At 40.0% G+C, this 15,842-nt stretch carries 14 protein-coding genes; 6 read left to right on the top strand and 8 right to left on the bottom strand.

Features of this window, described 5'->3' with window-relative positions:
- Window positions 1-107 precede the first annotated feature (107 nt).
- From FN756_RS06660 to FN756_RS14450, 5 genes are all read left to right on the top strand, one after another.
- Complete coding sequence (locus FN756_RS06660) at window positions 108-485, top strand: BlaI/MecI/CopY family transcriptional regulator (RefSeq protein ID WP_142602601.1); 378 nt, start codon at window positions 108-110, stop codon at window positions 483-485.
- Complete coding sequence (locus FN756_RS06655; protein WP_142602599.1) at window positions 482-2,146, top strand: M56 family metallopeptidase; 1,665 nt, start codon at window positions 482-484, stop codon at window positions 2,144-2,146. The genes FN756_RS06660 and FN756_RS06655 overlap by 4 nt, the downstream gene beginning before the upstream one ends.
- 197 nt (window positions 2,147-2,343) lie before the next feature.
- Complete coding sequence (locus FN756_RS06650) at window positions 2,344-2,805, top strand: energy transducer TonB (RefSeq protein ID WP_142602597.1); 462 nt, start codon at window positions 2,344-2,346, stop codon at window positions 2,803-2,805.
- 54 nt (window positions 2,806-2,859) lie between these two features.
- The gene (locus FN756_RS06645) at window positions 2,860-4,419 is read left to right on the top strand and encodes a M28 family metallopeptidase (protein WP_142602595.1); all 1,560 of its coding nucleotides are present in this window, start codon (window positions 2,860-2,862) and stop codon (window positions 4,417-4,419) included.
- 136 nt (window positions 4,420-4,555) lie between these two features.
- Entirely contained in the window at window positions 4,556-4,723 is a 168-nt protein-coding gene (locus tag FN756_RS14450) for a hypothetical protein (protein WP_185955206.1), read from the top strand.
- A 193-nt stretch (window positions 4,724-4,916) separates the two neighbouring features.
- On the opposite strand, the gene FN756_RS06640 is transcribed toward FN756_RS14450, so the two are convergent.
- Together FN756_RS06640 and FN756_RS06635 are read right to left on the bottom strand one after the other, a co-directional pair.
- Window positions 4,917-7,043, bottom strand: a complete 2,127-nt coding sequence (locus FN756_RS06640; protein WP_142602593.1) for a type IA DNA topoisomerase — start codon at window positions 7,041-7,043, stop codon at window positions 4,917-4,919.
- Window positions 7,044-7,174: 131 nt separating this feature from the next.
- Entirely contained in the window at window positions 7,175-8,410 is a 1,236-nt protein-coding gene (locus tag FN756_RS06635; protein WP_142602591.1) for a DEAD/DEAH box helicase, read from the bottom strand.
- 134 nt (window positions 8,411-8,544) lie between these two features.
- Here FN756_RS06635 and FN756_RS06630 point away from each other — a divergent pair, with 134 nt between their 5' ends.
- Entirely contained in the window at window positions 8,545-9,687 is a 1,143-nt protein-coding gene (locus FN756_RS06630) for a DEAD/DEAH box helicase (RefSeq protein WP_142602590.1), read from the top strand.
- 18 nt (window positions 9,688-9,705) lie between these two features.
- Here the strand turns inward: FN756_RS06630 and FN756_RS06625 are convergent, their stop codons facing one another.
- From FN756_RS06625 to FN756_RS06600, 6 genes are all read right to left on the bottom strand, one after another.
- Window positions 9,706-10,059, bottom strand: a complete 354-nt coding sequence (locus FN756_RS06625) for a HepT-like ribonuclease domain-containing protein (protein WP_142602588.1) — start codon at window positions 10,057-10,059, stop codon at window positions 9,706-9,708.
- Entirely contained in the window at window positions 10,049-10,342 is a 294-nt protein-coding gene (locus tag FN756_RS06620) for a nucleotidyltransferase family protein (RefSeq protein WP_142602586.1), read from the bottom strand. Before FN756_RS06620 ends, FN756_RS06625 begins: the two co-directional genes overlap by 11 nt.
- A gap of 421 nt (window positions 10,343-10,763) precedes the next feature.
- Window positions 10,764-11,516 carry a succinate dehydrogenase/fumarate reductase iron-sulfur subunit gene (locus tag FN756_RS06615; protein ID WP_221929033.1) on the bottom strand — a complete coding sequence of 251 codons (753 nt, stop codon included), beginning with the start codon at window positions 11,514-11,516 and terminating at the stop codon, window positions 10,764-10,766.
- Between the two features lie 155 nt (window positions 11,517-11,671).
- The gene (locus tag FN756_RS06610) at window positions 11,672-13,648 is read right to left on the bottom strand and encodes a fumarate reductase/succinate dehydrogenase flavoprotein subunit (protein WP_142602583.1); all 1,977 of its coding nucleotides are present in this window, start codon (window positions 13,646-13,648) and stop codon (window positions 11,672-11,674) included.
- A gap of 21 nt (window positions 13,649-13,669) precedes the next feature.
- Window positions 13,670-14,356, bottom strand: coding sequence for a succinate dehydrogenase cytochrome b subunit (locus FN756_RS06605; protein WP_142602581.1), 687 nt, complete (start codon window positions 14,354-14,356; stop codon window positions 13,670-13,672).
- Window positions 14,357-14,501: 145 nt separating this feature from the next.
- Window positions 14,502-15,710 carry a DcaP family trimeric outer membrane transporter gene (locus FN756_RS06600; RefSeq protein ID WP_142602579.1) on the bottom strand — a complete coding sequence of 403 codons (1,209 nt, stop codon included), beginning with the start codon at window positions 15,708-15,710 and terminating at the stop codon, window positions 14,502-14,504.
- Window positions 15,711-15,842 lie beyond the last annotated feature (132 nt).

The raw sequence follows: 15,842 nt of genomic DNA, 5'->3' as shown, positions 1-15,842 counted from the left end.
CTCGACGTTTTGATTTTTGAGAGAATTTATTTGACAATTATTTTAAACTATATTTTTAGTTATTAAACTAATTTCATAGTTTTAGTATACCTCAATAAAAAGAACAAATGAAAATAAAAGAACTTACTAAAGCCGAAGAGCAAATTATGCAGGTACTCTGGGATTTAAAGAAAGGGTTTGTAAAAGATGTAATCGAGCAATTACCCGAACCCAAACCTGCCTATAATACTGTTTCAACGATCATTCGCATCCTGGAGAAAAAGGGAGTCATTAGTTACACGGCCTACGGGAAAACGCATGAATATTATCCGCTTATTAGTCAGGAAGAATATAAAAGCTTTGCCGCAAGTCAACTAATGAGTGGCTATTTCGGCAACTCGGTAAAGAATCTGGTTTCGTTTTTTGTGAAGGAGAAAAACCTTAAACTAAACGAGGCCGATGAGTTAATTAAGCTTTTGGAAAAATTCAAAAACGAACAGAAATGAAGGCACTGATGTATTTTCTGGAATTGAACCTGTATTTGGCGGTTTTCTGCCTTTTATACAAACTGTTTCTTGAAAAAGAAGCATTCTTTAAGGCAAACAGATGGGTGCTTTTAGGCTCGGTGACTTTAGCATTCTTAATCCCTCTAATTAAACTGGAGAATCTGGGTCATTTAAAAGAAGCCAGACAGCTCAATCAATCAGTGGCCCTATTTTATGAGGTTGTTGTTGAAACCACATCAAAGTCCATCGGCTTTTGGGACAGTTTCTCGGTTTTAAATTTACTGACCGGGATCTATTTTATTGGAATCACGGCTGGAACGATTCTCTTTATTAAAAGAATACTGTTTCTCAGAAAAAAAATCAAATCAGCTCCCAAAATTGATCATCCTGGATATTCAGAACTGCAAATAGAATCAGATGAATCCTCCTTTTCGTTTTTTCATTATTTGTTCGTTCCCCAAAATTGCGATCTGTGCATTTACAAACACGAACTGGCTCACATAGAGCTAAAACACAGCTATGATGTGATCTTTCTGGAAGTAATCCAGATCATTTGCTGGTTTAACCCTGCCATTTATTTATTGAAGCATGATTTAAAAACCATACATGAATACCAAGCCGATCAGCTGGCCAGCAATCAAACCAATGTATCTACTTACATGGAAACCTTGGTGTATTCGGCCCTCGGTGCTCAACAACCTCAACTAACGCATTCATTTTTTAACCCTACCATCTTAAAAAACAGAATTATGATGCTAAATAAAAAAAATGTGCCTGCATGGCGTTTGGTCAAATATACCGTGGTATTACCGGTTTTGGCCGCAATGGTCTTCTTATCGTCTACCGCCTTTGTGATCAAGAAAGAAATTAAAAAAGTGGAAAATCAAGCAACTGCGTTACTAAATACAGCGGTTAAAGAAGTTGTCTTAACTGAAACACCTGAAAAAACCGAAACAAAAACATCTGAGTTAGAGAAGCATTCTACAAAAATTGAAAAAACAAAAGCTGAAATTAAACCTTTAGTCAATTCTACAACTACCCCGATTAATGAAACAGCAGCAATAGATTCCATTTATAACTATGTGGATCAAAACCCTGTATTCCCGGAAGGCATGGATAAAATAGGTCGTTATATAGGTAAAAATCTTCGATATCCACAACTTGCCAAACAGAAAGGAACACAGGGAAGGGTTACCGTTAGCTTCGTAGTAGCAAAAGATGGTTCCATAAAAGATCCTCAAGTTTTAAGAGGAATTGGCAACGGCTGCGATGAAGAAGCCATTCGCATCGTTCAATCAATGCCGAATTGGACTCCAGGAAAACAAAACGGCAAACCTGTAAACGTACGATTTGCATTGCCCATTGTATTTAGACTAGATGGAGGACCTACAGAGCCGGAGAACAAGCTTTCTGAAGTGGTTGTAGTGGCATACCCTTCTAGTGAAAAGGTTTCTGAGAAGGTTGCAATAGGACTCCCTTCTAGTGAAAACGCATTATATGTAATTGACGGAGAAATTCAAGCCAATAATTTAAAGGCAAAGACCCTAAAACCATCAGATATCGAGTCAATTACAGTCGTGAAAAAAGGGGAATACGTTATTTCTAAATACGGCGAAAAAGCTAAAAATGGCGTTATATTAATTACTACAAAAAAGAAATAGGTGCAATAATTCATAAAATACCCGGACCCAAACAAGCTGGACAAAATAAAATAGCACCAGAATATTTTCAAAAGCCCTCCAAGAATTAAAACCTTGGAGGTCTTTTTTTTGCGTGTTCCGAACTTGCAAAGTTCAGTCTAAATTTTACTTTTACGTCAAAATTAAGTCGTCTATCAAAACTAAAACCAACCACCATTATGCTGACTAAAAGATCATTTTTACTTACCTTTTTATCTCTTATTTCATTCTTTCCTTTTATTGGAGAAAGCAAGTCCTTCAATGTTTCTACAAAAGAGGCCATTAGTTTAGTTCAGCAAGACAACGACATCTATGCCTATGTTGAGCAGAAGCCGGAATTCCCTGGAGGCAGTGCTGCTTTAAATAAATTCCTGACTAAAAACTTAAAATACCCTGAAAAAGCACGCCTGAAAAACCAGCAAGGCATTGTTAAGGTATACTTTGTAGTCAGAAAAGACGGATCGATAGATCGTATCAGCGTTATAAAAAGCGCCGGGAAGCTATTGGATGCAGAAGCCATTCGTCTTGTAAAAGCAATGCCGAAATGGAGGCCGGGTTACAACCACGGAAAAGCCGTAAATGTTCAACAATCGCTCCCAATCGCTTTCCATTTTAGTTATTCCAGCTATTACGAGGATTAAGTTTGAACTTGGGTCTAGGCATTTTTCTTCTTAAGTTTAATTGATCAAATTACTATGAAGAAAATACAACAACTCCTAATCCTGCTCCTGTTCAGCTGTGCTTATACCGTACATGCCCAAGAAGAAAAAGTTGACCTTGAGATGGTCAGCAAAATCAGGAATGAAGGCCTAAACAATTCAAAGGTTATGGACATTGCCTTTAACCTTACCGATGTTTCCGGCCCTCGCCTTTCAGGTTCTAGCGGCCTAAAAAATGCTCAAAACTGGGCACAAGAAGAATTCGCTAAATGGGGACTCCACAACGTGCAATTGGAGCCTTGGGGAGATTTTGGTCGAGGTTGGGAAATTGAGAAATCATATGCTGCAATGACGCTTCCTTACTACCAACCCCTAATTGGCACTCCAAAAGCCTGGACTCAAGGAACTAATGGATTACTGAAAGGTAAAGTAGTATTGGTCACTATAAAAATGGATAGTGATTTTGCCGATTATAAAGGTAAGCTGCACGATAAGATTGTTATCCTCGACAATGAAATTGAAATAAAGCCCCATTTTACTGCGGATACCAAACGCTATGAAGATAAGGATTTAGAAGAAATGGCGGCATTTAAAATGCCCGCCCAAAGTAACCAGGCAGCTCCTAAGCCAAGAGTGACACAAGATTTCAGAACAAGAGTTGCATTGGGGAAATTACGGGATTTCTGTAAAGAAGAAGGAGCTGTATTGATTATAAGTGGGGGAACACGTGGTTCTGACGGCACTTACTTTACAAGCAACGGTGCATCTTACGCGCTTGACGCCAAAGCTGTTTTACCTGAATTTGAAATGGCGGCAGAACATTACCAACGTATTTTACGCCTCCTAAACGCCGGCAAAACTGTTGAGCTGGAGTTTGATACTAAAACGCGTTTTTTACAAGATGATGTGAAAGGCTATAATGTCATTGCTGAAATACCCGGAACAGATAAAAAATTAAAATCGGAACTGGTAATGCTTGGAGCACATCTTGACTCATGGCATGCCGCAACAGGAGCAACAGATAACGGAGCAGGGTCGGCGGTGGTGATGGAAGCAATGCGCATTTTAAAAGCTTTAAATATTAAACCGCGCAGAACCATCCGCGTAGCTTTATGGAGTTCGGAAGAACAAGGGTTATTGGGCTCAAAAGGTTACGTAAAAGCGCATTTAGCCAATAAAGAAACATTGGCATTATTACCTGAGCACGAAAAGCTATCGGCCTATTATAACCTCGATAATGGCACAGGCAAAATTCGGGGTATTTACACGCAGGGGAATACTGAAGCCGTTCCTATTTTCGCCAAATGGCTGGAATCTTTTAAAGATCTTGATGCTTCAACCGTTACATTAAAAAATACAGGCGGGACAGATCATCTTTCATTTGATGCGGTGGGAATACCCGGTTTTCAATTTATACAGGATGAAATGGATTACGGTACGCGCACACACCACACCAATATGGATACCTATGATCGTTTACAAGCTGATGATTTGAAACAAGCAGCAACCATTATGGCAACCTTCGTTTATAATACGGCCATGCGCAATGAAAAAATGCCTCGTAAAAAAACCAAACTGACAACTACCATTAAATAACCGCTTTTCTTGCCATACAAAAGGTGTTCTGATTTTAATTTAGAACACCTTTTTTCGTTTCGTTAATTTTTCTTTACAGACTAAACCTAACTATCTATCCGATAGTCATACTTCTAAAATTCCAACCTTATAATTTATGAAAACCACAGTATTACTCAGTTTAGTTCTAGTAACATTACTATCAACTACCTCAATGAATTCATCGGCTAAAGGTCATCGTTCTATGGAGAAGCATCATCGGAGCCATAAAAAATGCGGACACGGTGGCGAACATCAAAAACACAACGGTCAAACACGAGGCTAATTCGAAACGCTACAGGTTATAAATTTCTAAATCAAAGAAAGCCTCGCTTCGTTCTGCGAGGCTTTCTTTTGAATAGCCTTTCTACCGAGCTTTAAGCTCTTTCAGGGCGAATAAATTCAAAAAAGTCGGCACAGAGAGTGCGCAAACACAAAAACTACAAAGGTGAAATTTGGTATTCCAGTTATACTAATATTTATTCCGACACCTCCAAATTAAAACTTCCATCCATCACCAGTTTGCCGTCTATTTCGGTAGCTCTTCCGGGAACCTTCAGCCCTTTGATTTTGGTGGTTTTACCTTTGCTTAACAAATCAATAATGTGTTTGTCGGTAAGTTTTTTACCCAATATTTCAAATGGAATTTTAAATCCGCAAACTTTGAAATTGGCGCAACCATAGGCAGTACTCCCCTTTTTAAGTAAATGCATTTTACATTTGGGGCAGTTCAGCTCTTCGATAACAATTACCTCTTTCGGCGCCTTGGGCTTGGCTTCCTTTTTAGGTTTTTCCGCTTGCTCCTCAGGCTTCACATCGGGAACAATCGTTATCATCTTGCGGGTATTGGTCATTACCTCTTTGGTAAGATCAACCACCATTTGAATCAGCTCTTGCTTAAAAGTATTGAGTTCGTATTCACCCTTTTCAATCAAGCGCAACTTGCCCTCCCAATCACCTGTTAACTCCGGACTTTTCAGCAATTCGTTTTGTATAGTATCGATCAAATCGATGCCGGTTTGAGTAGCAAAAAGGTTTTTCTTTTTCTTCTCGATATACTTTCTACGGAAAAGCGTTTCAATGATATTTGCTCGCGTCGACGGTCGGCCAATGCCGTTGTCTTTAAGCAATTCACGCATTTCCTCATCATCCACCTGTTTACCGGCAGTTTCCATGGCACGCAATAAAGTTGCCTCGGTATACGGTTTAGGCGGAGAAGTCTTCCCCTGATGTATTTTCGGCTCATGCGGACCGCTTTCGCCCACCACAAAATTGGGAATCAGTTTTTCTTCGTCGGCAGCTTCCTTTTTAGCAGTAGTATCATTTGCATATACTTCTCTCCAGCCCGGTTCGATAATCTGCTTTCCGGTTGCCTTAAACTCCACCGCACCAACTTTACCCAAAACAGTAGTGTTTGAAACCTTACATTCAGGGTAAAAAGCAGCGATAAAACGGCGCGTAATTAAATCATAAACCCGCTTTTCATCGGTGCTCAGTCCTTGAGGAAGCACATCGGTTGGAATAATAGCATGGTGATCCGTTACTTTCTTATCGTCAAAAACCGCTTTTAATTTAGGAATTGGCTTGGCTAAAACAGGAGCCGTTAATGCGCTGTAATACATTAAGCTCTGCATGATTCCGAAAATCTTAGGATGCAAATCTTCAGAAAGATAGGTTGTATCTACCCTTGGATAGGTAACAAATTTCTTCTCGTACAGATTCTGGACATGCTTGAGTGTTTCCTCTGCCGAATATCCGTACTTCTTATTGCCTTCAACCTGTAAGGAAGTCAAATCGAATAAACGGGGATTCCCCTCTTTACCCTCTTTTCGTTCGAAGGCCGTAATTTCAAACGGGTGTTTTAGCAGATATTCAAGTCCTTTTTCGGCTTTTTCAATGTTTCGGATACGATCAATGGTAGCTGTAAACTCCGTTTCACGATAAAGGGTTTTCAGTTCCCAATATTCTTCTGAAACAAAGGCGTTAATCTCTTTTTGACGCTGCACAATCATAGCCAAAGTTGGCGTTTGCACCCTTCCGATTGATAGTACGATTTTCCCCTGACCAAATTTCTTGGTAAAAAGCCGGGTTGCATTCATGCCCAACAGCCAATCGCCAATGGCGCGTGCACTGCCGGCAGCATATAAATTATTGTATTGTTCGCTTTCTCTTAATTTCTGAAAACCTTCGCGAATCGCTTCTTCAGTTAACGACGAAATCCATAAGCGCTTAACCGGAACGGTGCATTTCGCCTTCAACAATACCCAGCGTTGAATAAGCTCTCCCTCCTGCCCGGCATCACCACAGTTAATCACTTGTTCGCAATTATGCACCAGGTTTTCTATCACCTTAAACTGCTTGGCTACACCTGAATTATCTATGAGTTTGATACCGAAGTTGGGTGGAATCATTGGCAAATCTTCCAATCGCCAGGCTTTCCAACGCTCAAAATAGTCATGAGGTTCTTTTAAGGTACAGAAATGTCCAAACGTCCAGGTTACCTGATAACCATTACCTTCATAATAGCCATCTTTGCGCTGCTTGGCACCTAATACTTCAGCAATATCCTTGGCTACACTTGGTTTTTCAGCAATGCAAACTTTCATGGAATGGATTAGAGATTAATAACTGGAGTATTTAAAATCATGATTGTCATTCCGAGGCACGAGGAATCTGTAGGTAAATAGCATTTAGGAAAGGGATGCTTCGTTCCTCAGCATGACAAGGATATGTTACCCTAACGTTTTTTCTTTTTGGGTTTAAAGTTTTCCTGATTTTCTATTTCTTTCAAAACGGAGCGCCAATCGTTCGGAATTTCTTCTGATATGGCTAAAGTTTCAAGATGCTCACTTTTCTTGATTTCCATTCGGCGCACTTCTTTATCTAAAAGCGCTTCAATTTCAGCCAGCATTGGTTTTTCTTCCTCACTGCAAAACGAAACCGCTTGTCCTTTGCTGCGGCCACGTCCGGTGCGGCCAATACGGTGAATATAATTTTCGGCAACATCCGGTAGGTCATAGTTAATAACATACTCGACGCCGGCAATGTCAATACCCCGGGCACTAACATCCGTCGCAATCAGCACATTCACTTCCCCTGACTTAAACTGCTCCATTACCGCCAACCGATCGTCTTGCTCTTTATCACCATGCATGGTAGCTGTGTCCAAGCCTACGCGCCCCATTGCACTAAATACCCGTTCAGCGCGCACTTTGGTACGAACAAACACCAGTATTTTTTTATCAGGGTATTGCTTAATGAGGCGCTCCAAATAGAACCGCTTATCGTCCATGTCAACAAAGGCTACAGCGTGTTCAACATTTTTAGATACCGGATCTTTAGGAGAAATTTGAATACGAACCGGTTTATGAACCAAAGAATAAGCGAGCTCTTTTATGGTTTCGTTAATGGTTGCTGAGAAGAATAAGGTTTGGCGCTTACGCGGTAAAAAACGAATTAAATCGCGAATATCTTTAATAAAGCCCTTATCCAACATGTGATCGGCTTCATCTAAAATCAGAATCTCTAACTGACGTAAGTTGATATGACCTTGATTCACCAAGTCGAATACGCGGCCCGGCGTGGCAATTAAAACATCAACCCCTTTTTGTAATTGATCAATTTGAGCCGCTTGCTCCACGCCACCCATTACCGTTAAAATTTCCAGCCCCGAGTATTTGCCGATAGATTTAAACACATCTGTAATTTGAACTGCCAGCTCACGTGTAGGCACCATGACAACCGCTCTTATTTGTCCGGTATCATTCTTACGAACGCGATTTTGGAGCGTGCTAAGCACCGGAATAGCGAAAGCTGCAGTTTTACCCGTACCGGTTTGTGCAATCGCCAACACATCATCGCCTTTCAAAATAGGCGGAATGGATTTGAATTGTATATCGGTAGGCTTTTTAAACTCCAGTTCGCGTAAACTTTTCTTAATCTCCGGACTGATGTGGTATTTCTCAAATTTCATCAGGGCAAAGGTAACGAATAAAGTGTCATCCTGAGGCACGAAGGATCCTCAACTGAAATGTTATTATTTTTGAAATGCTTCGTTCCTCAGCATGACTAACACTTTAAATCGATACTTTTGCAAGAAAATCCGACATGTCGTTTTCAACCCTTGGTTTATCAGAACCTTTATTAAAAATAATTTCCGAACAAAAATATACCCAACCTTATCCTATTCAGGAACAAGCGATACCGGCTCTGTTAAGCGGAAAAGACATTCTAGGGATTTCAAAAACCGGATCGGGTAAAACTGCAGGCTTTGTTCTTCCCATCCTAGAGCTGTTTCAACAGAAAAAAACAAAAACCGATCGGCATGTAAGTGCTTTAATTGTAGTTCCAACGCGTGAGCTGGCTGTTCAGGTGGAATCGGTTTTCAAGTTGTTTAGTGTCGGCCTCCCGCAACGTATAAAAACCATGGCTGTTTACGGAGGCGTGTCTATCAATCCGCAAATGATGAACTTGCACAGAACCGAGGTGTTAATTGCAACGCCTGGACGTTTACTCGACCTTGTTGACTCCAACGCTGTTCATCTTTCAAAAGTGGAAATACTAGTGTTAGATGAAGCTGATAAGATACTGAACCTCGGATTTAAGGAAGAAATGGATAAGGTTCTTGCTCTTCTGCCTAAAAAGCGTCAAAACATTTTACTCTCTGCCACGCTAAGTAATGATATTAACGATATTCAGAAAAATCTGCTTCATGATCCTGTAAAAATTGAGATTATAGAAGAAGAACGTTCTATCGATTTGATTACACAGATTGCCTATAATGTAAGTGAAGAGCGAAAAGGACCACTGCTGAGATATCTGATTAAAACAGAAGATATGCAGCAGGTATTGGTCTTTACTTCGGCCATTAAAGCTGCAGAAAACCTAGTGGGTAAATTGGTGAAAAACGGAGTTCAAGCGGCTGCGTTGCACGGCCAGTTGAGCCAAGGCGCTCGAACCGAAACCTTATATCGCTTTAAAGCCGGAAAACTAAGAGTATTAGTAGCTACGGATTTGGCTTCAAGAGGTATTGATGTGCCGTTTTTACGTTATGTGATCAACTTCGAATTACCCCGCTCCCCTAAAGATTACATTCATCGCATTGGAAGAACAGGCCGAGCGGAATCATCCGGAAAAGCCATTTCATTAATTTGTCCGGATGATGTGCATCACTTTAAAGTAATCCAGAAAAAGATGGGAAAAACGGTTGATTTAATTGAAACGGTTGATTTTGATTTGAAGGGGTATTAGCAGGTACTGTCAATGGGTCTATTCATCATTAATTGATGTAATAATATTCTCAATTTTCGCTTTGAGAGCAGGAATGTCATTAATTATAATTTGCCAAACTAGACCATTGTCCACTCCGAAATATTCATGGACTAACACATGCCTCATCCCTATGATTTGGCGCCACTCAATCTCTGTAAATTTATTTTTACTGTCTTCTGAGATAAGATTTGCAGCTTCACCAATAATTTCTATTTGTTTGATTGAAGCAAAACGCATCATGGAATTTCTTAGGAAGGTATCGAAGTCAATGTTGGCAGTATAATTTTCAATTTCAATGATAGCATCAACGATGTGAAGCAACCGTTGTTTGTCACCAAGTTTACCTTTCATAAATAAGCTTTTTTTCATCATTTATGAAAGGAAGAATGTATTTAGAAACAGCATTGCTGGAAACAAGGTCGATTTTTCTATGCAATTTTTCCTCAAGGTCCAATTTCATAGTAACAAAACCCATTCCTATGTGTTGAGAGTAGTCAAGCTCTATCAAAATATCAACGTCACTATCATTAGATGCGTCATTTCGGGAGTATGATCCAAAAAGGAAAGCACGTAGCACTGGTTTCTCTATGAAATAGCTTTGAATTATATGAATATCCTGATGGGTCAGTGTCATAACATAAAGATAAGATATTCTAGAATTAACCCAAAACTTGTTAATTGTGTATATAATCTATATTAACTTTCTTCATCCAAGTTTTCATCAGCAAGATCTTCCCAAAGAAGGTTTCTAGAAATGCAAGTTTTTTATCTGAGGAATCATCTCCATCTGATCTTTCCCTCAAATTGTTAATTAAGAAAATTTTATTGTTCGTGTCAATTCTATAGAACAGTACTTTACCATTAATAAGTTCAACTCGCAATGTATAAGAAACAAGTTTGTCAAAATCAGACTCATTCATAAAATAGTAATTAGATGTTTATGCAATAAGTTAAGAAAAAAAGCGTGCGTTTTTCCTGTTGAATATAAGATGCTAATAAAAACGGCCTTCCGATATTCTCGAAAGGCCGTTTTCTTTATAAAGTTAACCTAAAAACTAGGTTAAACTAGCAGAAAGGTAATCGCGGTTCATGCGAGCGATGTTTTCTAAAGAAATTCCTTTAGGGCATTCTACTTCGCAAGCGCCGGTATTGGTACAGTTACCAAAACCTTCTTTATCCATTTGAGCAACCATGTTTTCAACACGTGCCATGCGCTCTGGTTGTCCCTGTGGCAATAGTGCCAATTGAGATACTTTTGCTGAGACGAATAGCATTGCTGATGCATTTTTACATGTTGCAACGCAAGCACCACAGCCGATACATGCAGCTGCTTCAAATGCCTGATCAGCATCTACTTTTGAAACAAGGATATTGTTTGCATCCTGAGCATTTCCGGTATTTACCGAAACAAAGCCTCCAGAAGCCATGATACGATCGAATGCAGAACGATCAACCACAAGGTCTTTAACTACAGGGAAAGCTTTTGCTCTCCAAGGTTCAACCACAATGGTATCGCCATCTTTGAACGAACGCATGTGAAGCTGGCAAGTAGTAATACCTTCTTTAGGACCATGTGGACGGCCATCAATAAACATTGAACAAGCACCGCAAATACCTTCGCGACAGTCGTGATCGAATGCAATAGGCTCGTCTCCTTTTTGAACTAGCTCTTCGTTTAATACGTCGAACATTTCAAGGAATGACATGTCAGGTGAAACATCCTTAACCGGATAGTTTACTAATTGTCCTTTATCGTTGCCGTTTTTTTGACGCCATACTTTTAACGTCAGGTTCATATTTCCACTCATGATTTTGAGTTGTTTTTGTTGAGATACAAGAATCAAGAGGTAAGAGACAAGATAAGAACGAATCTTAAATCTTGATCTTTTCCAATGTCTATTTTATATTCAGAATCAAGAATCAAGAGAAAAGTATCTTGACTCCTGATTCTTTACTCTTATTTCTATTTGTAACTGCGTTGAGCAATTTTTATATTTTCGAACTTAAGCTCTTCTTTGTGCAATTCCCAGTTGCTTTCAGCTTTGAATTCCCAGGCTGCCACGTAAGCGTAGTTTTCGTCATCACGTTTAGCTTCCCCTTCTTCAGTCTGAGATTCTTCACGGAAGTGACCACCACATGATTCATTACGCTGCAAAGCATCCTGACACATCAATTCACCTAGTTCAAGAAAATCGGCAACACGCCCGGCTTTCTCTAACTCAGGGTTCAATTCATCAGCAGAACCTGGCACACGAACATCTTTCCAGAATTCAGCACGTAATGCACGAATTTCTTCAATTGCTTCTTTCAGGCCTTGTTCATTACGAGCCATTCCGCATTTATCCCACATGATTTTACCCAATTGTTTGTGGAAATGGTCAACGGTTTTTGTACCCTTAATATTCAACAATGTATTAATTCGATCTCTTACGGCCATCTCCGCAGCAACGAAAGCTTCATGATCCAATGAAAGAGGTTTGGTAGAAATCTCTTTTGAAAGATAAGCACCGATCGTGTAAGGAATCACGAAGTATCCGTCAGCTAAACCTTGCATCAAGGCCGACGCACCTAAACGGTTCGCACCGTGATCAGAGAAGTTAGCTTCACCTAAAGCATACATACCAGGTACATTGGTCATCAGGTTATAGTCGACCCATAAACCACCCATGGTATAGTGCACTGCAGGGTAAATACGCATTGGGGTTTCGTAAGGATTTTCACCAGTAATTTGCTCATACATATCGAACAGGTTACCGTATTTCTCCTTTACTACATCTTTGCCCAATTGGCGAATCGTTTCAGCACTTGGATTAACAAGACCTTGTTTAATTGCTTCAGTACGGCCATAACGGTCCATATTGAATGCAAAATCAAGATATACTGCTTTTTTAGAAGCCCCTACACCGTAACCGGCATCACAACGTTCTTTAGCAGCGCGTGAAGCCACGTCACGCGGCACAAGGTTACCGAATGCAGGATATCTGCGCTCTAAGTAATAATCTCTTTCCTCTTCAGGAATATCAACTGCTTTACGCGGATCGTCTTTTTTCTTAGGAACCCAAATACGACCATCGTTACGTAACGACTCCGACATCAGGGTTAATTTCGACTGGTGATCTCCTGAAACAGGAATACAAGTCGGGTGGATTTGGGTGAAACAAGGGTTGCCGAAGTAAGCCCCTTTTTTATGTGCTTTCCATGCTGCAGTTACGTTACATCCCATTGCATTGGTAGACAGGAAGAATACATTACCATAACCACCGGTACACAATAAAACTGCATTACCAAAGTGACGCTCTAACTTACCTGTTACCATGTCACGGGCAATGATACCTTGAGCTTTACCATCAACAGTCACTACATCAAGCATCTCATGACGGGTATACATTTGAACGCTGCCCATACCAATTTGACGTTGTAATGCACTGTATGCACCTAACAACAACTGCTGACCGGTTTGGCCGGCTGCGTAAAATGTACGCTGAACCTGCGTGCCACCAAATGAACGGTTACTCAATAATCCGCCGTATTCACGCGCAAAAGGAACACCTTGAGCAACGCATTGATCAATGATGTTGCCGCTTACTTCAGCTAAACGATAAACGTTAGCCTCACGAGCGCGGTAATCACCCCCTTTAATTGTATCATAAAATAAACGATAAACGCTATCGCCATCGTTTGAATAGTTTTTTGCTGCATTTACACCACCTTGTGCTGCAATGGAGTGAGCACGGCGCGCTGAATCCTGATAACAGAATACTTTTACTTTGTATCCCATTTCAGCTAAAGAAGCTGCTGCCGATGAACCGGCAAGTCCTGATCCGACAACCAGAATTTCAAGATTTCTTTTGTTGGCAGGGTTAACCAGAGGAACAGTAGAACGGTACTTGGTCCACTTTTCTGCTAAAGCGCCTTCAGGTATTTTTGAATCTAAAGCCATATTTAAAAGCTGATTATGCTATTAGTTTTTAAGAAAAAAGTATACATACAAAGGCATCAATGCGAAAACCACCGAAATGACGATTGAATACCAGATTCCGATTTTTTTAATAGCCGGAGTATACTTGTGATGATTTAAGCCAAGCGATTGGAATGAACTTTGAAAACCGTGTAATAAGTGGTAGGCTAATGAAACCATCGCCAACACGTAAACGACAACTACCCATAAATTGCTGAATACCTCTTTCATTTCAAAGAACATATCGTGCTCTCCGTTCATCCCTTCTGGAATCCCTTCTGGAATACCAAAACGAGCTTTTACCCAAAAATGTCCTAAGTGAATGATTAAGAAGATCAAAATTAACGTTCCTAACAAACCCATTGAACGTGAATACCATAGGCTATTAGCATTGGCATTAGCGTAAGCATACTCCTGAGGGCGAGCCTGTTTGTTTTGACGGGTTAATATTACTGCTTGAACAATGTGTAAGATTATTCCTAAAAACAAGACCAACTCCATACTGCGGATTACCCAGTTGGTTGCCATAAAATGAGCCGCGGAGTTGAATAAGGCTCCGGTATTATCAATAAAGATCAGGGCGTTAATACCTGCGTGAACGATTAGGAATGTGATGAGAAAAATACCGGTAATTCCCATAACATATTTTCGTCCTAATGATGATGTGAAGAAAGAAGAAGATCCACTCATTTTTATAGAAACTTAATTTTTACGCAAATGTATCTAAAAATTAAAAGCGGAGGTACAGAGAATCCTATTTAGATTAATTCTATCCTTTAAGTTATGGAACTTAGAGACCTTGACAAATAACACCTACCGAACTCATAAAAAAATTCTATTTTTTGTCGAAATAAAAAGTGTGTGAGAAATTGTACCTAAATGAGACTTGAAATTTTACATCTTCAGAACTGAAACCATCGTTGAAGTTTTCGCGTTTACCCCATTGTAATTCAGCAGCAACCATCATATTTTTAAAAGGAGTACTTACAACGTTTGCAATCGCATATTGCCCGTTCTTGTAGGCAGAAGGCGATCCCCCCTCCGAATTCTCTATATGAGTACTTGAATAACCGATGGTAGTGCTAAACTTATCATTCCATTTATGCTCAAAAAACGCTACAATACCCGTAACAGGTAAAGCCCTTCCATCAAATGGCTTAGCCGCATTTCCTGGATTGGCTATTGCACCTACATCAATCGGAGCATCATTCATATAGTTCTCCACTCCTTCTCCATAAGCAAATGCACCTCTAAAAAGATCACTTTTACCCAAGCTGAGCACAGTACTGAGGTATGTTCCCCAACCCACCACACTGCCACTGTTATCATATCCGCCAGTGGTATGTATGTCCTTCCATTTAATTGACCGTAAGATACCGGCCAACTGAACATGCCCCCAATTGCCGGCTCTCTTGTAATGCGCTGAAAAATCAGGAAGAGGAAGATGGGTTTTAATACTATCCAATTCGATACGGTCTTCATAAATCCCCTGATCACCACTGGCACCCGGACGCTCCAGGGCAATGAATACTTCGTTAGCCCCCTGAAGAGGGGCAAATCTTAACTGTATATTACGGAAGAATACCATTCCTGTGGGGCCCCAGTACTCAACAATATTTGGGTATATTTGCCCGTCAGTAAATGGAGAAATGGCCTGCCCAACAAGCCATTTACCCAATTCGCCATAGGCATCCCTAAGATGTATTGTTGTTTGTCCTTCATTAACACCTACTCCAAAAAGGTCAAATTCAAATTTAGTTTTCAACTCACCGACAGGTGTTGCCGTAGTCCCCTTTATACCAAAAGTTGTTTGCCGAACACCGAAATACACCTTCCCATCCGGGGCAAACTGGTTTTTATAAGATGGAAGCCTTGTAACCCGTAAAACATCAAAGTAATTGGGATTAATTTGTTTAAAATCATAACCCATATCGGTCATCGCAAATCCGTAAATCTCAAACTTTACTTTGCTCGAATCATCTTGTGCAAATGAAGAGATGGTATTGATTAGAAAAACTAGTAAGAGTAAAGCTTTCAATTTCATAGCAATCATTTTAAGGTGTAAATAAAATTGCCAGATAAAATAAAACGTGAGGTGTGTTAAAAAATAATCTTTTTCGAATGTAACGAGAGTACGGTTACACACCCCGACACTTCATCTTTTAAAGGAAGATAA

The organism is Solitalea koreensis, from assembly GCF_900182575.1.
GTDB lineage: Bacteria > Bacteroidota > Bacteroidia > Sphingobacteriales > Sphingobacteriaceae > Solitalea > Solitalea koreensis.
The sequence above is the reverse complement of the archived record's forward strand: the minus strand, read 5'-3'. Positions and strand labels throughout refer to the sequence as shown.